The organism is Stenotrophomonas sp. A3_2, assembly GCF_036624925.1.
GTDB classification, from domain to species: domain Bacteria; phylum Pseudomonadota; class Gammaproteobacteria; order Xanthomonadales; family Xanthomonadaceae; genus Stenotrophomonas; species Stenotrophomonas hibiscicola.
The window spans coordinates 1-22,364 of the sequence record NZ_JAZKVY010000286.1; the positions used below are offsets into that span (position 1 = coordinate 1).

Below are 22,364 nucleotides of genomic sequence, written 5' to 3' on the forward strand. Positions count from 1 at the left end.
GGCGGCCGCTCAGCGCCGTGAATGCAGCACGGTGCGCTGGCGCATCGCGTTGAATTCCTGCTCCACCTGCTGGATATCCTCGGCCTGGAACCCGGCCGCGTCCAACAGCTGGCCGGCGGCGGCCGCCGCCAGCGGATCGTCGTCACGCTGGCGCCAACAGCGCGCCGGCAGGAAGTAACCCACTTCGCTGCGCCCGCGCATGATCACCACCGGCCGGCCTGCATACAGCAGGAACTCCGCCAAGTGCTGGCGCAGCCCCTCCACCGAGACATAGGCCGGCCCGATGCCCAGCGATCGACTGGACGGTTCGGAACTTTCAAACAGCTTGCGACGGCTCATCCAATCCTCCTTATGTGCAACGCGTGGTCTCCTTTCCCTAGACGGGCGCATCACTGCGCCCCCGCCACGCACTACGTGATCCACATCACGCCGTCACTCAGAACCCGGAATTGAACTCCAGCTGGAACACGTCGATCGACAGTGGAGCACCGGACACTTCCTTGGCCGCCATCCACTTGCCGCTGATCCAGCTGCGCGCGTCCAGCGCGTAGGCGCCGCCCACGTAGTAGCCGCGGGCGTTGGTGCCACCGAGGTGGAAGTTCGGGTCGTTGTAGGCATCGGGCAGCGCATCGGCCTCGATGCGCTTGTAGCCCAGCAGCGCCTGCCACTGGCCCTTCTCCTTCAGGTCGGTGGCACCGAACGTGGCCTGTACCATCCAGGCGGTGTCGCCGCTGCGGAACGTATCGATGCCGGCGGTGCCACCGGCGCCGTAGTTGTTGACGATACCGTTGTTGGCGCGGCTGAACATGGCCTGCTTGTCGTAGGCCAGGTTGCGGATGTAGTCGCCATCCAGGCGCAGGCCGATGCCCTGGGCCAGCTGCGTATCCCAGCGCAGGTTGAGCGTGGCCAGGCGGAATGCCGAGGCCAGGCCGACGTACTGCGGGGTCGGCGTGTTGGCCGGGTCCAGCGGATTGCGCGCGATGTCGCGGATCAGCATCAGGGTATTGCCCTTCTGCATGAACGCTGGGCGCGACCAGTCGGTATCGCAGCCCACCGCGCCCGCATATAGCGCGCACGGCGAGGACAGGCGGCCGCTGATGTTCTTGAAATCGTAGTAGCCCAGTGCTGCGCGCAGCGCATTGTCGTCGTTGAAGCGCCAGTTCATGCCGACCTGTGCACCGGACAGCCACTTGTTCTCGTTCGGGGTCTTGACCCGGCTCTGGCTGGGCGCGCTGTCGGAGGTGTACTCCAGCGGTACCACCGCCAGGTTGCCGAACAGGCCAAGGTCACCGCCGTCGAAGTCGTACTGCAGGTTGGCGGCCAGGCCATCGAAGTTCAGGTCGTTGGAGAACAGCGTATCGCTGGTCCAGAACGGATTGCCGAAGCGGCCGCCGCGCACCGTCACCCAATCGGCCGGGCTGTAGGCCAGCCAGGCCTGGTCCAGCCACACGTCCTTCTTGCTCAGGCCACCACCCAGCTGTTCGGTGGTTGACACCGGGCCATTGCTGCTGCCGCTGGCCAGGCGCACGCCGGCCGTGGTGTGCTGGCCGATGGTCGCCTCGATGCCCAGGCGAGCGCGGATGCGCCACAGGTTACGGCGGTCCTGGCGGGTGTTCAGCAGCGGCGGCAGCTGCAGGTTGGTGTTGGTGTTGGTGTCGAAGCCGTTGCCGGAATTGATCGACGACCAGTTGCTCACGATGTCGCTGTTGCGTTCGGAGAAGAAGCGCGACTCGCTGCGCACGCGCATGTCGCCGGTGACCTTGATGCGCTTGGTCCACTCAGCCACTTCGTTCGGTGCCGCCCAGCCCTCGGACCTGGCCTGCGCCATCACGTCCTGGCGCACTTCGTCACGGATGCCGTCGCGCACGCTCTGCGGCACGTAGGGCACGCGCACGTCGCCGGCCTCCAGGGCCACGCCACCGCTGGCGGCCGAAGGTACGGTGGTCGCGGTGCGCGACGCGGCCGCTGCTTCAGCCTCGGCCTGCACCAGCAATGCCTGGCCGTCTTCGGGCTTCAGCGCGCCACTGGCGATCAGGCCCTTGATCAGCTTGACCGTGGTGGTTTCGGCGGCCATCGCACCGGCCGGGGCGGCCAGGCTGAGCAGCACGGCGCAGCACAGCAGCGCCCGTCGGGCCGGCCGCGAGCAGCGGGAGTCGGTTCGTGCGCGGTCGTGGTCGTTCATCACGGTTCTCATCCAAAGAAGGGAAATCACGGAAGTCGGGAATCAGGCCCCGGGACGGCGGCCCTGGATCAGCACGCGGGCGGGGAAATCGAGCGACGGCGGCGGTGCCTGGTCGACCTTGCCGATGCGTCGCAGCGCATCGAGCACGGCCGCGTCGGCCTCCTCGTTGCCACTGCCGCGCACCAGCTCGACCTTTTCCAGGCGGCCATCGTTGGACAGCCACACATTCACCTGCAGCTGGAACGCCAGGCGCTTGACCTTGTCGTCGCGCGAGATCGCCTGCTGCATCAGGTAGCCGAGATAGCGCCCATAGGTGGCATTGCCGGCGCCGCCACGGCCCACGCCGGATGAGCCGCCGCCACTGCCGGACTGGATGCCGAAGTTGTCACCGCCGGCCTGCGCATCAGCATTCATCGTCACCGGGTCGGCGTTGTCCGGCGTTGGCGTTGGCTCTTCAGCCGGCGTTGGTGGATCCAGAGGTTCCGGCTCTGGCATCGCTTCTTCCGGCGGCGTCTCCGGTTCCGGTGGCTTTTCCGGCGGCGGTGGCGGCGGCGGCGGGGGTGGTGGCAGCGCCAGCATCGGCGGCTGCACCACCGGCCGGCGGGTGCTGGCGGTGTCCTTGAACAGCATCCACCACACGGCGATGCCGAGCACCAGCAAAGCGGCCAGCACCAACGCGAAGGTCACCAGCAACTGGCGACCGCGCATGCCGGGCTCCGGCCGAGGGGGTTGATGGGCCGTCATGCCTCAGCCCTGCGCTTTGCCGGTGACCAGGCCGACCTGTGCCAGCTCCAGCCGCCGCAGCAGGTCCAGCACCTCGACCACACGGGCGTACTGCACCTGCGCGTCACCGCGCACGATCACCGGGAAATCCGGCGTGGTCGCGCGCTCGGTGCGCAGGCGGTCTTCCAGCTCGGCCATCGTCACCGGATAGGCATCCAGGAACACCTGACCACTGGGGTCGATGGTGATCGCCTTGGTCTTCGGCTTCTCCAGCGCGACGCTGTTGCTGGCCTTCGGCAGGTTGACCTCGATGCCGGGAATGGAGGCGTTGCTGGTCAGGATGAAGATCACCAGCACCACCAGCAGCACGTCGACGAAGGGCGTCACGTTGATGCCCTTCTCGCGCTTCTTGATGCCGAACTTCGCCTTCTGGCCCATGGCGCGCCCCTCAGCCCTGGACCGCGGCCGGGCCGCGCCCGTCCTGCTCTTCGGCCAGGCGCGCGGCGAACTCGTCGATGAACACCGCCATGTCGGCGCCGATCGCCTCGGCACGTGCTCCCAGGTAGTTGTAGCCGAACAGCGCCGGAATCGCGACGCCGAGGCCGGCTGCGGTACACAGCAGCGCCGCGGCCATGCCCGGTGCCACCGAATTGATGTCCACCGCGCCGGCCATCGCCGCCACCACGAACACCAGCATGATGCCGATCACGGTACCGAACAGGCCCACGTACGGCGCGCCTTCGATGGTGGTCGACAGCCAGTTCATGCGCCGTGCCATCGCTTCCTGCTCGCGCACCATCACCGCATCCATCGAGGCGCGGATCGCGGCGATGGTGGCGCCACTGAGGTAACCGCTGTTGCCATCGCGCTGGTGGCGCTGCTGCATTTCATCGATGGCCACCTGGTAGATGCGCCACAGCGAACCGTCGTGCATCGCGGTGGGTGCCTTGCCCTGGCGGTCCATGTCGGACAGGGTGCGCAGCGGCACGCCGGACAGCTTGCCGAAGCTCTCGGTGAACACTGCATTGGCCTTGCTGGTACGGCCGAAGTGCCGCCCCTTGGCAATCATGATCGCCCACGACAGCAGCATCATCAGGCCGAGGATAGCGACCACCACCCAGGCGTCGAACGGCATCGCCTTGAGGATGAAGGCGAAGTGGCTCTGCCCGGCGGACTGCTCGTCGGCACCGTAGCTGATCAGGCGCGAGTCGGCGCCCTGTGCGGTGGCATCGGCCAGCAGCAGTGCCGCCGGTCGTGCCACGCGCGAGATACGCAGCTCATCCAGTGCGCCCTCGAAATTGGCAAGCGGCTGCACCGCGCCCGGCGCATCAGCGCCCACCACCGGCGCGGTGGTCAGCGCCGGCAGCTCGCCGCTCAGCTGGGCGACCACGCGGCCATTGAGGTACAACTGCAGTGCGCCCTTCTCCGCAGTCAGCGCCACATGCGCCCACTGCCCTTCCGGAATCGGCTGCGCCGGCGTGCTGCGCTGGCCATTGAGCTGCACGAACGGCACCCGGTTTTCGATGCCCAGCACCAGTTCGGACGCACCGTCGCGACGGGCGTAGATCGCCTGTGCCGCGTTGTTGCTGCCTGGCTTGATCCAGGCCGAAACAGTGAGCGGCGCGCCCGCCTCCTGCGCAAGCGATGCGCTGGCCGGCAGCGGCAGCGGGGCTGCACCCAACTGAACGCCGCGGCCGATCACCGAGCCTTCCGATGGCGGCACCACGGCACCGGCATTGTTGCCATAAGCGGTGGTGTCGCGTGCCGGCGCATTGGCCTCGGCGAAGTGGTAGACCAGCGTATAGTCCGGATCGAACACCTGCTGGCCGTTGCCGCTGGCGGGGGCCTTTTCATTGCCGTAGTACATCCAGATCGTCTGCGGTGCCGCAGCGCTGACCGCCGGCACGTCCACCCAGACCAGCGCCAGGCCCAGCTTGGGATCGAACTGTTCGATCTGGTGGGCCAGCACTGTGCGGCCATCACCCGAGACAAAGCGCAGGTCGTTGCCCGCATCCTGGGTGCCGTCGAAGCCGAAGTTGCCGGTATGCAGGCGCAGCAGCAGCGGCGTGCGACCCGGGTCACCGGCCAGGCCCGCGCCCTGCGGGCCGGCGTCGACAGTGATCGGCTTGCGGTACTTCCATTCGGCCTGCCACCAATTGGCATCGGCCGCAGCGGCCGGCAGCGCAACCAGCGCGGCCAGCAGCAACAACACTCGGGAAAGCAAACGGTCCATGCGAAGGGTCTCCGGAGAACGCATGTTCAAGGGAAGGGTCAGTAGCTGGTGCTGATGTTGAAATGCAGGCGCGGATCGTCCTTGCGCGTGACCGGGCCATCGGCATAAGGCCAGGCGTAGTCCAGGCGCAGTTGCAGGTGTTCACCCAGGCGCAGCTGCGCGCCCAGGCCGACCGAGGCCAGGTTGTACTTGTCGCGCTGCTCGGGCAGCGGCTGGCGCAGGCGCAGGTAGGCCGCGTCGGCAAAGCTGTAGACACGCAGGTCGGTGCCGCTCCACAGCGACCACGCCGGGGTGCGCCATTCCAGGCTGGCCAGGCCGCCGTAGTCGCCGATCGCCTCGGCCGACAGGTAGCCACGCACGGTGTACATGCCGCCAGCAGCGAACTGCTCGGCCGACACCAGTGGCGCATCGGTTACCTGCAGCGAGCCACGCGCATACCACTGCCAGTCACTGCTGAAGGTGTGGGTGTTGGCCACGTCGGCCTTGAAGGCGACGAAACTCGGATCGGCCCAGTAGCGCTTCTGGCCGAAGGCGGTGGCGTCACTGCCATAGCCGAACAGGCGGCGGGTACCGGCCACCAGCTGGGTGTTGAAGCTCAACTGATCCTGCTCGCCCTGGCGCACACCGACAAACCCCAGGGTGATCGGCGCGTACTTCAGCGGCGTCTTCAGGCTCTCCTTGCCCATCTGCGTGTCTTCCTCGGTGTCCTTGAAGTCCACGCCGAGGCTGAGCTGGCGCCACCACTGGCTGCTGCCGGCCAGTCGATAGTTGAGCTTGAGACCGATCGAATGGCCGTTGCCGACCACATTGGTTCCGGTGCCGGTACCGACCTGCCCGCCCGCGTTCAGCACGCGGCTGTCGGACTTGTAGCCGGAGGCTTCCAGGCTCCACGGCGTGCCTTCGAACGGCATCGTGTACGAGGCCGAGAACACCTTGGCCTGCTTTGTATCTTCCGGCGCCAGGTACACGCCGATGTTGGCGCTGTGCCCCCGCTTCCACAGGTTGTCGTAGGCCAGCGACGCACTCAGGCGCAGCTTCTCGGTGTCGGCGCTGTGGTCGTTGTTGAGTGACGCGCTGGCACGCCACGGCGACTTCTCTTCGACCTGCAGGTCCACATCCATCGTGCCCGGCACCTGGCCCTCCCGTACCAGCGGTATCACCTGGCGGCGGCCACCTTCGTTCAGCGCGGTCAGTTCCTTCTGCGCCTGGTCGAAGTCCGGCACCTTGCCTTCCGCCAGCGCCGGCACGCGCTCGCGGATGCGCTCGGGCGATTCGTGCTTCGTTCCCACGACCCGCAGCTGGCCGATCGGTGTCTGCTGTACCTTCAGCAGTACCACGCCACCGCTGACCTGCTGCTCGGGCAACTCCACGTAGACCGACTGGTAGCCCGCCTGCTGGTACAGCGCATTGACTGCATCGCGTGCCTTCTCGACATCGGCCAGAGTCTTTCCCGGGCCGAGGAACGGCTCCACCGCGCGCTCGATCTGGCGCGGGTCGAGCACGGTGTTGCCGCGCACGATGTATTCATTGATGTTCACGCTGGGCGCAGGCGCCGCCTCCTGCGCGAACAGCGGCAGCGGCAGCGCCGCCAGGGCCAGCACCAGTGGATGCAGGCGCAGCGGAAGGCGGACGGCTCGGCACGGAACAGGAGTCATCGAAGGCATCGCGTCGTATCGAAGGAAATGGCCATGGAGCGGCGCGTGGGTCTACCAACAGGACGTGTACGTCGCGTCAAAACCGCCAACAGTTTTGTGACAGCACTGTCATCTTTTGACGGCAGCGCAATGCACGCAGGCGGACCCTGCCTTCTCCACACGTCTTCATTGCAGAACGTCGATTGCCGCGGGAGATTCGAGATGCGTGAATCATTGATGGCGGAACTGCGCGCTGCCCTCACCCTTGCGTTGCTGCTGGCGTTGGCCCCGGTGCGCGCCGACGAGGCGAAGAAGCAGGAAGACGCCGCGCCCTGCATCGAAGTACAGGTCAATGGCGAGCGCATTCCGGCCTGGGACTGCCTGCAGCGCAAACTTGCGCCGGCATCGAGAACGGCGAAATCACCGGCGCTACCGGAGGCCGAACGCCTGATGCGGCAGCCCGGCAACCAACTGATGCAGTACAACCTGGAAGGCACACGACAGCGCATGGGCGATGCGTTCGGGCGCTCGGTGGTGCCGCAGCGACCTGCGCGCTGAGCCAGCGCCTTTGTAGAGCCGAGCCCATGCTCGGCTGTCTTTGCGTTCATCGGCGATGCTGCGCAGGCGCAGCCGAGCGTAGGCTCGGCTCTACGGTACCGCGGGCACGATGCCATCGCTCGGCACCGGCGGCAGCTCGGGCACCGGGAGGCTACGCGATTGCCCGGCCTGGTTCAGTTCCACCGCGCTGGCACTGATGCTGGCCAGCACCGTGCAGGGTCCGAGCCGTTGGCCGGGCGCATACGCTTCCGCCGGGCGTCCATCCACCGAGAGCAGGGCCAATGGCGCATGGTCACCGGCCATCACGCCCAGCACCACCACCTCGGTCTGCACTGCACCGGGGGACAGCAGCCGTACCAGCGGCAGGCTCGCCACTGCATCGAACATCGGCCGTACCGGCGCCACGGCCCTCGCCTCGCTGGCCGCGGCCGCTGGCGCCACGGCAGACAGGGTAACACTCCAATAGGCCACCACGGCCAGCAGCAGCGTCGCCGCCAGCAGGCTCAACATGCGATTGCGATCCCAGCGCCTGCCATCCATGTTCCGCACCACCGCCACGTTCGTGTCCGCCTACGCTAGCAGCTGTGGCTGACGCTTTTGTTTCATCATGCAGGCCTACGCTGGCAGGTGTCGACACGGACAGGAGGCAACGTCGATGCAGCGCGTGCAGCGTGGTTTCACCCTGCTGGAACTGATGGTGGTGCTGGTGATCATCGGCATCTGCACGGCCGGAATCGGGCTGGGCCTGGGCAGCCTGCTCGACCCGGGCCGGCAGCTGCGACAGGAAGCCGAGCGGTTGGCGCAGCGCCTGCAGGTGGCGCGCGATGAGGCGCGCATCGATGGCCGTCCCCTGCGTTGGCAGGCCGACGCCAACGGCTATCGTTTCAGCCGCCGCGAAGGCAGCGGTTGGGTGATCATTGAACGCGATGATCTGCTGCGACCGCAGAAGTGGCAGGCAACGGGTATCGCGGTGCAGCCCACCAGCCCCATTGAGCTGAGCCCGGAGTGGATCGGTATCGCCTGGGAGCTTGCGTTGTCGCTGGATGGCCGCAAACTGCGTCTTCGTGATGATGGCAGCGGACAGTTGCAGGTCGTGCAGTGAAGCGGAGCATGCGCGGATTCACCCTGATCGAAATGCTGATCGCGCTGGCGATCGTTTCGATTGCGCTGGCAGCGGTGATGCGCTCGGTGGCAGTGGCGACCGACGATCAGTCACGGCTGCGTGACCGTCGCCTGGCACTGATGTGCGTGCAGGATCGCTGGCAGGAACTGCGCCTGAGCGGACAGGCACCGCAGGATGCCCGGCAGCGCTGTGTGCAGGGGCGCAGCAGCTTCCTGGTGCTTCAGCATCTGCGCACGGGCAACGACGGCCAGCCGCAGCTGGAGCTGAGTGTGGTTGCCGAAGATGCACCCCGGCAGTCGCTGGCGCGGATGCAGTTGCCATGGACGGCGGCGCAATGACGCGCGCCGTGCGCGGTTTCACCCTGATCGAGGTGATGATTGCGATCACCATCATGGGCGTACTGGCGCTGATCTGCTGGCGGGCGCTCGACAGCGTGGCCAACAGCAATCAGCGCCTGCGCCAGGCCGATGCCGAGACCACGACGGCGCTGCGCGTGCTGCAGCAGTTCCAGCGTGATATCGAAATGCGCGCAGACGATGCGTTGATGAATGGCGCAGTGCGGCCGGCCGATCAACCGCAGCGGTTGCTACCGCCGTCGCTGGTGAGCGAGCGGCACCCGGATGGGAGCTTCGCGCTGGAGATCACCCGCAGTGTCGGCAGCGATGGGCTGCACTGGCAACGGGTACGCTGGTGGCGGCAGGGCAATACGCTGTGGCGGGCCAGTGGTACGGCTACGGACCAGTATCCGTTGCCGGCGCCGGAACTGTCGAAGGGCATTGCCGTGGCGCACGGCGTGCAGCGGTTCGAGGTGCGGGCCTGGCAGCCAGGAACGGGATGGGCCGTGTTGCCGAGCGAAGGCGAGGTAATGCCGGCCACGGGACTTGAACTGCGGTTGGGCCTGCGCGATGGGCGTGGGCCGTTGAGTTACCGGCGGGTGCTGGAGCTTTAGGCTTTTGCCCAGGCAAAGCATCCAGGCATGGCGTGGATCTACTGCCGAGCTGCTTCTACTGCCGGGCCTGCCCTGGTGGGTGCCGACCTTGGTCGGCACTGAAGCTGGCCAAGCCATCGACGCATTGCGTGGATCTACTGCCGAGCGGCTTCTACTGCCCGGCCTGCCCTGGTGGGTGCCGACCGTTGGTCGGCACTGAGGCTGGCCCAGCCATCCACGCATTGCGTGGATCTACTGCCGCTCCTGCCGCCGGGCACTCTCCTGCACCCGGCGGCGTTGTGTCGGTGGTCCTCACCGCTGATGGCCGTTCCCTGCCCTCCGTGCCGTCCTGGCTGGGGCCTCCACCGCTCCTTGGCGGCTGGCCCGATGCTGTCCGTTCTTCCGGCCCGATCGCATCCACGCATGGCGTGGATCTACCTTGGTGCCGACTGTTGATCGGCACCGTTGCAAGAGGCCTACCGGCGCTGCGTGCCCTCGTCGCGACTTGCCTGCGGGAACTGGAAGGCACTGTTGGCGTCATAGCCAGCGTTGGCAGTATTGCCACGCGCCGGCGGGTTGATGCTGCTGGTGCCGCTGCCGAAACCGAGGATCTGCACGCTGATCACCGATGGCTGGTTGCGCCGCGCATCATCCTGGCTCTTGCGCATCACATCCTGTGCCGCCTGGCTGGCGCTGTTGGCTGCTGCACTGGCCGAGGCCAGCGCGTTGACGTTCACCGTGGCCAGCACGGGCAGGCCCTTGCTTTCACCCTGTACCTGGATGTTGGCGGCGTTGAGCACCTGCAGCGCGGCCAGGTTGATGTTGCCCGAGACGCGGATGCCAGCTTCGCCCGCATCGATGGTGCCCAGCGGCGCGATCAGGTCGACATCGCCCGGCCGCACTTCGGCAATGGGGTTCAACGTTGCGATGCCTGCACCACTGGCCGGGGCCTGCGGCGACAGGAGCACATTGCCCCAGCCGTCATAGACGCGGCGCGGTGGCGTGTACAACAAGGTGGTCTGCGAACCACGGCCGGCATTGATGTCACCCTGCTCCGACCAGGCCAGGATGTCACCGCCGAACGTTGTCATCACCCGCGACAGGCCCAGCAGCACGCTGTCCTGGCTGAACAGCCGGATGTCACCCTGCCCCTGGGTCACCAGCCCGGCACTGGCCGGCGGCACCACGCCCTGCACACCCACCACGATCTGTCCGCCCGGCGCCATCAGCTCGATGTTGCCGCCGGCTTCGGTACGCACGCCGGAGCCTCCGTACAACAGGATGTCGCCGGTACGGTCGATGGCCGTTCCGGCAGCGTCCTTGTCCGGCATCAGCGTGGCGATGGCCTCGCGGCCGCGCAGGTAAGAACCAACGCGTGGCCCATTCCGATCATTGTACTCGCGCCCACCTTCACGCAGTTCGGCGTAGTAGACCTGGCGCAGGAAGATGCGCTGCTGTTCCTTCGGCAGCCGGTCGAATGCCGCCAGGGCCTCGGCGCCACCAACCGCCAGACCGAAGCGCTGCTGCAGCCACTCCCTCAACTCCTTGTCGTAGATCTTCACCGCCTTGCCCGGTTGCGCAGCCAACGACTGCGAGGGATCGGCGAGGTTGGCCGGATCCAGGTAGCGCGTGCGCAGTGCATCGAAATCAATGGCCTGATTGCCCGCCGTCAAGGCAAGGCTTGCGCCCGGGCGCGTATCGCCCTGCACGATGCCGCCCAGGCTGACGATGCTTCCTGCCTCTTCCTGGCGCAGCTGGCGACCGGCGCTGACCTCGACATTGCCCGGGCCGGCCACCGTCAGATTGCTGCGGATGATGTCCCGGCCCGCCTCGATCCCGCTGATATCGGTTCCGCGGGTGTTGAGCGCGGTGACATCGGCGCTGATGACATCGCGGCCGGCGCGCAGCCGTACCGCCGAGCCCGCCTCAAACCAGTCAAATACGGTACGTCCGCCATTCTGGCCATTGCGCGAGAGCTGCCGCCTGCTGCCGCTGCCCAGCCCGATGATATCGCCGGCCACGGCATAGAACCGGCTGACCGCCGTCGGCGTAGCCGGCAACGACGCACCAAGCGCGGTATTGGGACCGAACGCGAAATACGGCAGCGCGGTGTCAGGGCTGGCGGCGTTCCCATCGACGGATACATTGCTGCGCACCGTTCCCGCGTTTCCGGGCCCCTGCGCGATGAAGCCGGGATCGAACGGCCCAGGGATGCGGGCATCACTGCTGGAGCGCGCGATCTGTGTCGCTCGGTTGGCGGCCAGGATCGATCCTCCCGCCAGCACCTCCAGCCGTCCCGACGCCGAGGGCGCCAGCAGGATGACGTCCTGGGCATCAGGCACACTGCCGCTGCGCAGATTGGCGAGATTGATGTTGCCCGAGGCTGCAATGGCGGTGAACCGGGAGGGATGCAACCAATAGTTGAGATAGATGTCGCCATTGCTGGCGTTGATTTCGACCACCTCCCTGGCCTGATTGCTGCCGCTCGCATGCTGCGTGCCCACCAGGCCCGGCGACAGATTCCCGCCGGCGGAGAACAGGTCCAGCGCGGTGCGCGGCGTCCATAGCGAGAACCAGCTCGTGCCAGACGCGCGGCTGCCATCATCCAGCACGATCGTGTTGAAATTGGCCACGGGAACCCGGCCTGGATCGGCGGCACTACCCAGCACCACGTCGCCGCGCGCCTGCAACTGCGCGGTTGAGTCGCCCAGCACCAGCACCGGTCCGGCCATCGCAACCGGGCTGTCGGCCACCAGCGGATCCTTCAGGCCCAGTTGCCCATAGCTGGCCTGGACTGTACTGAGGCCACCAATGCGCGCAGCGTCGATGCGGGTATTGCCACGAACATTGGTCACCACGCCATTGACGTCCAGGTCCTGCTGATCCGATGTGCTGCCACGACTGCTGGCACGCAGGCCCGGATTCAGTGCACCCCCGCTGCGCAGGGCCATGTCACCACCGCCAGTGACATGCAACTGGCCATCGACCACGCGCCCGGTTGATCCGACCGCGACCGAAAGCGCACTCGAATGCGGCGAGATCTCGTATCCCAGCGCGTTGCCCATGCTGTCCAGCATGCCCATATGGCGGCCTGCGTCCAGGCTCAGATTGCCGCCCCCCAACGTCCCGAACCCGGTAAAGCCCACCAGGCGGGGGGTTGCATCCAGTTCGGGCCTCACCGTGCTGTAGGTCCCGAAATTGATCCACCAACTGGTCGGCGTCTGCACGACACCGCCGGTGGTGCCCGTTCCCTGCCGCCACAACCAGTTGCCCACCGCTGCGCTTGAGTGGCCAGCCTGGTCGCGCTGGACCGTGCCCGATTCCGCGCGGAAGCTCCATGTATCGCCGATGATGTCGCGCCCCGCCTCGATGCGCAGATTGCCGCCCTGGTCCGGATACCACGCCTGATAGCTGGCGAGGGCCGCGTCGTAGGCCCCGGAGGCCTGGGTCGAACCAAGCAGCAAGGTGTTCTCCGGCTTCGGCGCACGCGCCGCGTTGAAGCGCGGATCGCTGCCATCACCCAGATGGGTGGGCGTACCTGCGGTGTAGACACCGAAGCCGGATTTCATGCGCACGTCCTGCGCCGCCAGCAGCGCCAGGTCTCCCTTGCCGGTACGCAACACGCTCCAGGCCGGCGAGCCCAGGCGCTTGCCGTAGGTAGTGACTTCGGTAAGCGTGCCGCCGCCGTAGCAGTAACCGGTGACTGCACAGATATCTTCCTCGGACATGCCCATCTCGGCGCCAAGTTCCGACGCAGGCCTGCCGACCCAGGACTCGTCCCCCCACCACATCAGCGAACCCTCCTTGTCCACCAGGCGCGGCGCCGCGCCGCAGAACGGTCCCAGTTCACAGATGTCACCTTCGGCGACACCCAGCATTTCAGCCGCCTCCCGGGGCGACTTGCCGACCAGACTGTCGTCCCCCCACCAGAACAGCGAACCTTCCAGGTTGACGACACGATCGCCTTTCCATTCCGTCGTGATGGTCACTGTACCGATGGTGCTGTAGTGGCTGTCGGCGAGCACGATGCTGCCGTCACTGCCCCAGCGACGCGTGCGCGGATCGGCAGACGCTGTATCTGCACCAGCCACCGCAGTCAGGTCCCATGACGTGGTCCCTTCGGGCAACATCGAGGCCAACGCCCAATTGCGCCCCTGTCGGCCGCTGGCGTCGGCCACCCGCAGCTTCACCGGAGCGTCGCCGGCCAGTTCCACCTTGGTCATCGAGGGGATGATGGCACCGGCGTGCAGATCCAGCGCGCCGGAGAGCCGCATCACCATCGGCAACGCCACTCCGGCAGGCCAGATCTGGGCCGCCACCGGTGCCGGACTGCGCAGGCGGAAGCCGGCGCCCAGCCGTGCGCCTGCCTGAAGGGTGAGCGCCTGGGCCAGCACGGTGCCTGCTGCCAGCACCTGGCCGCCATCGGTGGTCACCGCCGCCCCCAACACACTGCCGGCGGGCAGCGTGAGCTCTGCGGAAAGTGTCATGGCCACCGGCAGCACCGTACCCGACGGCAATGTCAGCGCCTGGAACGGCAGGTCGTAATTCAGTGTCGCACCGGCGCGGAACTCAGTGCCGATCTGGAGCTTGACGCCCTCGCCGGGCACGATCAGATCGCCACCAAATGCGGTGTTCGGCGAGCCCGCGCTCCGCCCTTCCAGCAGCACCCAGCCGTCCTCATCCGGGTTGGCAGGCGGCGGTGCGAAACCGTCGTTGATGCTGCCGTAGACGTTGATATCGCCCTCGGCGCGCAGCACGAGCGCGGCCGATTCACCGAAGCCACGGCGCGCTGGATCAGTCCGGTTCGACTGCGGTCCGTAGCGGTAGCCGGAAAGATCGATATCACCGGCCACCACCAGGTCGCCACGCGGATTGTCATTGCTGCTCCGCGCCACCAGCTGCACGCCGGGACGCAGGCGGTAGCTGCCCAGGGCGGCGGTGCGCTGCTGCAATCCCGTATTGGCCAGCGCGGCGTTCATCCACAGGCTGTTGTCCAGGTCCACCACCGTATCCAGCCATTGCTGGTTGATCACCTGCGGACGATGGCCGTGCACGTCTGGAGCGCTGGCCAGCGGCGCCGAATCGTAGCTGCGGAAGGCGTTGACCTGGAGGTCGCCGGCGCCGGCAATGCGGATGCCGCTGGCCACTTCGATTGCTGCATCGTTGCTGCCCACGCGGGGCACGTTGAGCTTGACGCTGCCGCGTGCGCGGCCGTCGTTCTGGCCCGGGCCGCTACCGGTCGCCACCGACGTACCGGCGCGCAGGTCCATCGAGGAAGCCGCACCCAGCTGCAGGCTGCCGTTGGCAGAGGTCAGTTCAATCATGGCCCGGTTCGGGCTGTCGATGATCTTGCCGTAGCTGTCCACGCGCAGGCCGCTGCCATGCGCGTCCAATGTGCCATCGATACGCAGCACGTCGCGGGCGGACAGGCGGATGCTGCCGACCTGTTCGCCACTGGCATCAACGCGGCCATTGACCTGCAGGCTGCCGCCATCCACGCTGATATCAACGTTTCGGGCCTTCACCTCATCGCCGATCACCAGGTCGCCTTCACTCAACTGGAAGGTCCGGCCACCGGTGATGCCACCGTTGGTAAGCCGAGCGTTCAGGCCGGAGAAGTCCTGCAACCGGCGTGCACGCACCACCAGCTCGCCACCGTCATAGGGCACTTCGGTTCCACCGGCATCGTAGCGACCGCTGGCGCCGCCCAGCAGGGTCCCGGCCAGATCGATACGGCCGCCCTGCGGGCCTAGTGCAGCAACGGTCAGGCGGCCGCCGCGGTTGTTGCGGGCGGAAAGATCGATACGCGACCCGGTGTCGGCAACGATGTCACCTTCGCGGCTCGTCAGCGCCACGTCGCCGCCCCAGCTGTACTTGTCCACGTCGAACAGGCTGACCTTGCGGCCGGCCATGTCAAGCACCGCGTTGCTGCCAAGCGTCATGCCCTGGCGGGCATTGGCTTCGAACCGGCCGGACGCCAGCGCCACGCGGCTGTCGATGCCGATCCGTTCGGCCGTGATCGACAACTCTGCACCCAACGCATCGCTGCCCGTGGTCGCCGCAGCACCGCGCAGCTGCACCGTTCCTCCATTGCGGATGGCCAGCTGCGCACCCGCGTTGCCGGTCAGCAGCGGGGTGACGATATCCAGCGCGCCGCCATTCAACTGCCAGCCGCTGCCTGCCACGTAGTCGCCCTGGCGCTGGAAGACGTCCAGGCTGCCCTTGCCGGAGAACAGCATGCGATCCGACGCCGCCAGCGTTACGCCGGCGAAGCCGAGCACCTGGCGATCTGCGGCCACCGTCGAGCTGGACCGGGTGAAGGGCGCACGCCCCAGCTCCAGCACCCGCGTATTGATCTCCAGCTGCCCTTGGCCAAGCCGGCCCACCATCGCCTCGCCGGCTGGTTGGGTCTGCTCACCGCCGGCCAATGCGGTGCCGGCCAGCGTACCGTCCCAGACCAGCGTATCGGCGAAGATGCGCGCGCGGTCGGTAGCGCTGCCGTAGCCGTGAATGGCAGGGGCACCCAGCACCAGACTGCGTAGACTGCTGCGGCCGGTCGCACTGTCACGCGTATCCAGGTCCACGCTGCCGAACACATTGATGGCATCGCGCGCGGTCAGGCTGAGCGCCTCCAGCGCCGGCGCGCCGGTGGCGGTGTTTCCGCGCAGTAATCGCTGCAGTACCTCTTGGTTCATGGTCATGCCGGCCGGCAGGCCACCAGCTGCCGCTGCCGTCGCAATGGCTTCGGCACTACCGAGGTTGAGGGCCGACATGCCCAGGCCGAGCTGGCGCGTTCCATAGCTCACTGCGTCGCCAATGTTCAAGGCGCCGTCGGTGACCACATTGATGCTGCCTGCCGACAGCAACCGGGTCTGGCCACTGCAGTCCACCTCGCATCCGCCGATGTCGATCGCCACCGGACCGGCGGCACTGCCGCCCTGCGCACTGAGCGCCGTCAAGCGCTGGTTGGACACGGCAAGCAGGCCGCCCGACACCAGATAGGGCGCCGTGGGCTGCGCCACGCGCGAGGGATCGGCTCCGGCCAAGGTATCGATCGAAGCGCCCTGCTCGACCAGGATCCCCTTGCCCCCGAACGCAGCCGACAGCAGCACTTCCTGCGCCGTCAGGGTGACGCCGTTGCGCACCACGATGTGCTGCGCACTGCCCTCCAGCGAATAAGTCGTCGCGTCACGTCGCAGCACGCCGCCGATCAGCATCGTTTCCGGGCGGAACGCATTGAGCGCCGAATCGAAGAGGGTGGCACCGCTTCCACTGCCGGCACTAACGCCCTGGGTGGCGATCTCCAGCATCGCCTCATTGGAAGCGAGCAGATTGACCGAAAGCGTGCCGCCCCGTCCGTCATTGCTGCCGGCGTTGAAGCGTGACACGCCCTGGAAGATCGCGGCTGGCACGCTCGAACGTCCGGCGCCATCACCCAGCACCAGGTTGAGGTTGCCGGCATCCGTTGGCCGCCAGCGCAGCGCTTCACCACGCCGCTCGGCCACGCCCTGTACGAACGCGCTGTAGGAGGTCTCGTTGTAGCTGGCATGGCGGCGCACCACATCCGCCGGCGTCAGCACCAGATCAGTGAGCAGCGATGAGACTCCACCCCCCAGGCTCTGCGCCTGGTGTCCACTGACGCGCCAGGAACCGGTGCCGGTCGCCACTGGCTGTCGGCTGCCGACGGCGCTTTCAGCCCCGACTTCGACGCGGAATGCGCCCTTCTGCAGTGCGTAGCTGGCCGGCAGCAGCGTGTAGGTTCCCGCCGGTAGGCCTGGAACCCCGGCAGGGATGACAATCTGCTGGCCAACGCGCGGATCGGCGCTGCCGTCAGCGAGCGCCTGCGGCGCCTGCGTGCCCGAGCGTCCCGGCATGATCGCGTAGACCGCATTGTCACTGCCGCTGAAGCGGTAGCGCGGGTTCGCATCCGCCAGCGCATGCCGCAGGACGTCCACCGAGCCACCCCGTCCGGCCACGAATGCAGCGCCGGACAGCTCGCCGCCGCCGGACATGTCCAGCACGCTGCCCGCCACGCCATTGAAGGCGTTGCTCACGATGTCGATACCGATCGGGATGTTGTTCGAGCCGGGGCCCAGCACATCGAAGTCGGCACCGTTGCGGCGCCAGCCAACACCATCCACGGTGCCGCCAAACGGCAGCTGCAGGCCCGCTCCGCTCACCGACGTCACACTGCCTGCAAGCAGGTCGACGCGGCCGGCGACATCGGCGTTGAACTTCCGGCCGCCGAGCTGCACATGGCCCCACGGCACCTGCACATTGCCGCCCTGCACCACCGTCGCCGCCACCAGCTCCAGGCTTCCGAACGCAGAATCCGGTGCCGGTTGCGCGCCGCCTGCAATGCCATGAATGCGCAGCACGGCGTCGGGGCTCTGCCAGAACGGCTCGCCTGAAGGTCCGATGTCGGGGACGCCGGCCACGATGCGTCCCTTGGCCCGGGCTGCCGGGTACAGGCGTGCGGCGCTGATGTCGATAGACCCCGGGCTTGCCAGCGTGGAGACCAGCGAACTGCTGGCGACCGGGGCCAGCAAGCGGATGTCACCGCGGCTGCGCAGCGCGACCTGATCAAAGCCCGCCAGCCAGGTCACATCGCGCAGGTCGATCAGATCGGCGCCCACCTCCAGGCGATGCTGCCGGCCGGCGTCGAGGGGCGCCTCCAGCGGGCGCAACGTGCCTTCGCCGGCCGGTTGCCACCAGCGGCCCTGCGCAAGGCGGACATACGGCGCGGCCAGTTGCAGGTGGCCGCCCTCGCTGCCACCCGGGACGAAGCCGAGGTAACGCTCGTTCAAGCCTTGGATGCGCAGGCTCTGGTCCATGCGCAGATTGACATCCCCCTGCGCACGGATGTCACCGAACAGGGCCAGATGATCGAAACCACCGGCCTCGATCTGCTCCACCGACAGTGCCGCGTGGCCGTACTCAAGGCGTGCAGGCAGGTCCGCCGTCTGCGCGGCGTGCTGGGTCAGTGAGATCATCCGCGGTGCCAGCACGTCGTTGCCGTTTGCCGTCCTGCCGTAGGTGCCACCACCGAAGGCAACCCCCAGGGTGCCGCCGCGCGCGCCGTCGCCGCCGGCCGCTGCGTTCAGTTCACCCTGCAGGTACAGGGAATTGCCGCTGCGCAGCACGATGCTGCCGCCATCGCTGTCCACGCGGGTGCGCCCGCTGCCATCGATATCGAGCAGCGCCGACGCACCGGAGGCATCCAGCCGCGCCCCACGCTCCACCACCACGAAGGTATCGGGTGGCAGGTGGCGTACGTTGTCCTGGTCTTCCCAGTCCAGCGCGCCCCCGATCTCGATCGTTCCGCCCTTGCGCACCTGCCCGCGCAACGTCCCGCGCGCGTCGCGCAGCGAAACGGTATCGCCACTCACGTCCAGCAGCGCGCCATCGGCGATCGTCCACTGGCGCTCGCGGCGTGCATCACCACGTACACCGGATGGATCGAACGCCTCATCCAGGCGGATGCGGCCGCCGGCTGCCTTCAGATGACCGGCCACGCTCAGGTTGCCGGCGCTGGACAGTTCGATCGACTGGCCCGGGTCGACCTCGATCCTGGCCCCCTTGCCAACGCGCAGGTCGGCCGTGGACAGCAGATGCCCCGCGCGCAGTGTCAGGCTCGCGCCGCCACGCTGCGACACGCGACCACTGCTCGGATCGGCCTCGTACAACGATGGCATCCAGGCCTGCACGCCCTGCTCGCGGACCAGAGCCTGTGCTGCGCCGTCGGCCAAGCGCAGCGCAGGTCGTTGCACCTGCAGCGGGGTGCCCTCTTCAACCGTCAAACCGTTGTGACCGGCGATGTCATAGCCGGCGAAGCCGCTGTTGAACAGCGCTGCCTGCAATCGCAGCGAGGCTGCCGATGCTTCCGTGCCAGGCACGCCGATAGACACCGCACCGCCGGTTGCCAATATGAAGTTGCCGCTGCCATTGCCGAGCGCGCTGAAGCGCGCGCCCTCGCCGAAGCCCAGCCGGCCGCTGCCGTCGGTGGCGACCTCGGTGCTGGCCGCGAGCAGACTGACGCTGCCGCCCTTGCCGACGCGCCCCTTGCCGTTGGCATCGATCGCACCGCCGGCATCAACCAGAATCGCTGCTCCCTGGCCCACGCCGATATCGTGGCTGCTGTTGAAGCGCACCTGCCCGCCGTCGATCCACGCCTGTGCGGGACCGCCCTCCGGCGCTGCAAGCGCGTTGCTCCAGCCACCGCCAAGATCGATCCGGGCGCCGGCCGCGACATCCACCGCACCACGTCCGGACGTCAGCAATGCCGTGGGCCCGCCAAGCGCCGCAAGCAGATTTCCGGCTTCCACCTGCCCGCCGGCAATCTGCACCGTTCCACCGAAGCTGACGCGGCTTGCGGTGAGCCCAAGCCGGCCGCCCTCCTGCAACCTGAGCGTGCCATCGAGGTCGATACGGCCGGCCGAAGCGAGGTCCACCTGCCCCCATCGCTGGGCGCTCAGCACCTCACTGTCCAACCACACGGTATTGCGCTGTGCTTCCCCGACCGGCGCCTGCAGCGTCCACGGCCGGGGATCGGCCTTGAGCGCTCCAATGCGGACATTCGAGTCGAACACCGCGCTGCGCCCGCTGTTGTCAAAACGCCCGAGCCACAGCTGGGCGTTGCGGGCCACCGCCGTCTGTGCCTGCGCATAGCCCTCCTGCCCCTGATCGGGCCGGCGCCTCTGCTGTGCGCCCTGGAAGGCCACCGTATCCACCTGGCCCTCCAGGACGGCCGTGGGCGCCGAGATCAACAGGCGGCCAGCATCGCGTCCCACGGTGTAGCCATTGTCGAAGCGCTGGCCCGGGGCAACCAGCGGATTGCGGAACGATTCGGTCACCCCCCAACGTTCCTGCTTCACTTCATAGCCCTGGTACAGGCCGTCGTACAGCATCTCCGCCGGCGCGTCGTCAAGGCGGTACAACTGGCCATCGCGGCCACGCAGCCAGCTCTGCTGCACCACGCCGGACTGCACATCCAGGCTGCCACCAGCCAGATTGATGTGCGAACCGGCGTGGCTGACGACTTCCTTGCCTGCCAACTGGACGGTGCCGCCCTGCGCTGCCCATTCGCTGATCGAATGCCCCTGATTGTCCAGATAGCCACCCACTTCCAGCAGGCCGCCGCCGGCATACCAGCGCGTGCCTTCATAGCCACCGGTACCGGCGGCAACTTCGGTCAACTGGCGGCGGTCGATCCACACCTCGCTGCTGATCAGCTTGCCGCTGTCACGATTGTCCGGCGAGTCGCGCAGCTCGTTGCCCTGCACCTTCACCTTGACGTTGTTGCTTTCCATCGCCACCTGCACACCCACCGCACCGGAGACGTCCACGCGCGCGCCATCATCCAGATAGCTGCGCCGGCTGGCGTCGGCGATCACCTGGCCGCCGGTGGCCACTGCAAGCGAGCCGGCCTGGAAGTTCACATCGCCGCCGGACACGACTTCGATGCGCGATTGCTCGCGGCGGTCCTGCAGGCGCGAGAGATTATCGAAGGTGCCACTGTTGCTGGAACCACGCAGCTTGTCCTGCTCGGCCGATTCCTTGATGAGCGCGTTGCGCTGGCTGTCCAGCGCCGTGCTCTTGCCATCGTCCTCCAGCAGTACTGCCGTGGTCGAGCCGGCGGCCAGAGTCACGCTGCCGGCCGCATCGGACGCCGAGTTCAACAGGTGCACCGTACCGCGCTGGTTCAACGTGGTGGTAGCAACGGCCACTCCAGCCTGCTCGACGGTGCGGCCGGCCAGCGTGACATCGCCTTCGCGCGCCTGCATCAGACCACTGTTGCGAACACTGCCCGCCGTGCTGTCAGCGACGAAGCGCGGGGCAATCTCATTGCCGCGGGTGGTGGACGCGGTGTTCTGGGCGGTTCCCACGCCGCGACGGATCACGAAACTGTCACCGGCGGCCAGCTGGGCCTGTCCCTTGCGGGTTTCAATCTGGCCCGCGTTTTCCACGCTGTGGCCAGCCAGCAGCACATAACCGCCGCCCCGTGTAGCCGTGGTCGGTTCGTGCGTGGTGATGCGCGCACCGCGTTCGACCATGACCTTGCCCACGGCGTCGGTCAGCGCCGAGGTGTTCGCGTCGGCACTGTACAGGCCCTGCTCGCGGAAATGCGCATCGCTGATGCGCGCCGCCGCCGCGACCAGATTGCGGACATTGACCTGGCTGTTGTTGCCGAATACCACACCGTTGCGGTTGGCCACGAACACCGTGCCATCGGCCTTCAGCTGGCCGAGAATCTGGCTGGGTCTTGCAGCGGGATCATTGACCCGGTTCAACACGGCCCAGTCGGGGTTCTGCAGGAAGTTCAGCGTGGTGTTGCCACCAATGTTGAAGGTCTCCCAGTTCAGGATCGCCTGGTCGGCGGTCTGCTCGATGTTGACCAGCACCCGCCCCTCGGCGGTCTGCGACTGGATGGCCTCACGGGCGTTGATCCAGCCACGGGTCAGCGGATTCTCGTCGACCTTCAGGCCATCCTTGCCCAGGCCATCGGCCACTACGAAACCCGCCTCGCGGCGCGCCTGCCGTGCCTGCTCCTGCAGGCGCTGCTGCAGGGCGATGGCCTGCGCGGCCGTGCCGAGGTTGTCGATCGACTGCTGCAGCTTCTGCCGTGCCGCATCCTGCTGCTGCGCGGGCAGCTGGAACTGGATCGGCACGCCATTGGGCATGCGCCCGCTCTGTGCCGCCGCGCCCTGCGCCGCACCGCGCTCGGCGAACCAGCCGGGGCTGAACGCCTGTTGGGCCTGAGTGGCCGGAGCCACCACGCTGCCCAGGGCCACTGCGACGGCCCAGGCCATCGGGTGGCTGCGCCACAGGGCAGCAGGGAAACGGGCGGTGGGCGAATGCGGGTGCGACATCGGGGACCTCGTCAACCTGATGGGCCGCGTCGGCCGCGGCGTGTGTACGGATGGGCCTGCGCCAGGCACGCCCTGCACCTCATAGACGGTGGCGACGGCGTGAAGGCGACAGGC

At 67.5% G+C, this 22,364-nt stretch carries 12 protein-coding genes; 4 read left to right on the forward strand and 8 right to left on the reverse strand.

The annotated features are described in order from the left end of the window. Positions 1–9: 9 nt before the first annotated feature. From R5H29_RS13945 to R5H29_RS13970, 6 genes are all read right to left on the reverse strand, one after another. Positions 10–339: a hypothetical protein gene (locus R5H29_RS13945; protein WP_134735435.1), complete on the reverse strand. Its 330-nt coding sequence runs from the start codon at positions 337–339 to the stop codon at positions 10–12. A gap of 97 nt (positions 340–436) precedes the next feature. Continuing rightward, the gene (locus tag R5H29_RS13950) at positions 437–2,182 is read right to left on the reverse strand and encodes a putative porin (protein ID WP_332329306.1); all 1,746 of its coding nucleotides are present in this window, start codon (positions 2,180–2,182) and stop codon (positions 437–439) included. A 42-nt stretch (positions 2,183–2,224) separates the two neighbouring features. After that, on the reverse strand, positions 2,225–2,890 hold the full coding sequence (locus R5H29_RS13955; protein ID WP_134735433.1) for a cell envelope integrity protein TolA: 666 nt from the start codon (positions 2,888–2,890) through the stop codon (positions 2,225–2,227). Between the two features lie 39 nt (positions 2,891–2,929). Continuing rightward, positions 2,930–3,343 carry a biopolymer transporter ExbD gene (locus R5H29_RS13960; RefSeq protein WP_005409874.1) on the reverse strand — a complete coding sequence of 138 codons (414 nt, stop codon included), beginning with the start codon at positions 3,341–3,343 and terminating at the stop codon, positions 2,930–2,932. A gap of 10 nt (positions 3,344–3,353) precedes the next feature. After that, positions 3,354–5,138, reverse strand: a complete 1,785-nt coding sequence (locus R5H29_RS13965; protein WP_180876738.1) for a DUF2341 domain-containing protein — start codon at positions 5,136–5,138, stop codon at positions 3,354–3,356. A 38-nt stretch (positions 5,139–5,176) separates the two neighbouring features. After that, positions 5,177–6,793 (reverse strand): ShlB/FhaC/HecB family hemolysin secretion/activation protein, encoded by a 1,617-nt coding sequence (locus R5H29_RS13970; RefSeq protein WP_332329307.1) that lies wholly within the window; start codon positions 6,791–6,793, stop codon positions 5,177–5,179. 201 nt (positions 6,794–6,994) lie between these two features. Between R5H29_RS13970 and R5H29_RS13975 the strand changes: the two genes are divergently transcribed. Then, a complete protein-coding gene (locus R5H29_RS13975; protein WP_332329308.1) occupies positions 6,995–7,330 on the forward strand; it encodes a hypothetical protein in 336 nt (111 codons plus the stop codon). Between the two features lie 90 nt (positions 7,331–7,420). Here R5H29_RS13975 and R5H29_RS13980 read toward each other — a convergent pair whose 3' ends face one another. Beyond that, positions 7,421–7,870, reverse strand: a complete 450-nt coding sequence (locus R5H29_RS13980; protein WP_332329309.1) for a hypothetical protein — start codon at positions 7,868–7,870, stop codon at positions 7,421–7,423. 115 nt (positions 7,871–7,985) lie between these two features. On the opposite strand from R5H29_RS13980, the gene gspH reads away from it, so the two are divergent. The 3 genes from gspH to R5H29_RS13995 are packed head-to-tail and all read left to right on the forward strand — an operon-like array spanning position 7,986 to position 9,402. After that, positions 7,986–8,432: a type II secretion system minor pseudopilin GspH gene (gspH, locus tag R5H29_RS13985; protein WP_332329310.1), complete on the forward strand. Its 447-nt coding sequence runs from the start codon at positions 7,986–7,988 to the stop codon at positions 8,430–8,432. Positions 8,433–8,440: 8 nt separating this feature from the next. Beyond that, positions 8,441–8,791 (forward strand): type II secretion system minor pseudopilin GspI, encoded by a 351-nt coding sequence (gene gspI / locus R5H29_RS13990; RefSeq protein ID WP_332329311.1) that lies wholly within the window; start codon positions 8,441–8,443, stop codon positions 8,789–8,791. Continuing rightward, a complete protein-coding gene (locus R5H29_RS13995; protein ID WP_058980585.1) occupies positions 8,788–9,402 on the forward strand; it encodes a prepilin-type N-terminal cleavage/methylation domain-containing protein in 615 nt (204 codons plus the stop codon). Before gspI ends, R5H29_RS13995 begins: the two co-directional genes overlap by 4 nt. Before the next feature lie 455 nt (positions 9,403–9,857). On the opposite strand, the gene R5H29_RS14000 is transcribed toward R5H29_RS13995, so the two are convergent. Further along, positions 9,858–22,250, reverse strand: coding sequence for a filamentous haemagglutinin family protein (locus R5H29_RS14000; protein ID WP_332329312.1), 12,393 nt, complete (start codon positions 22,248–22,250; stop codon positions 9,858–9,860). Positions 22,251–22,364: the final 114 nt, after the last annotated feature.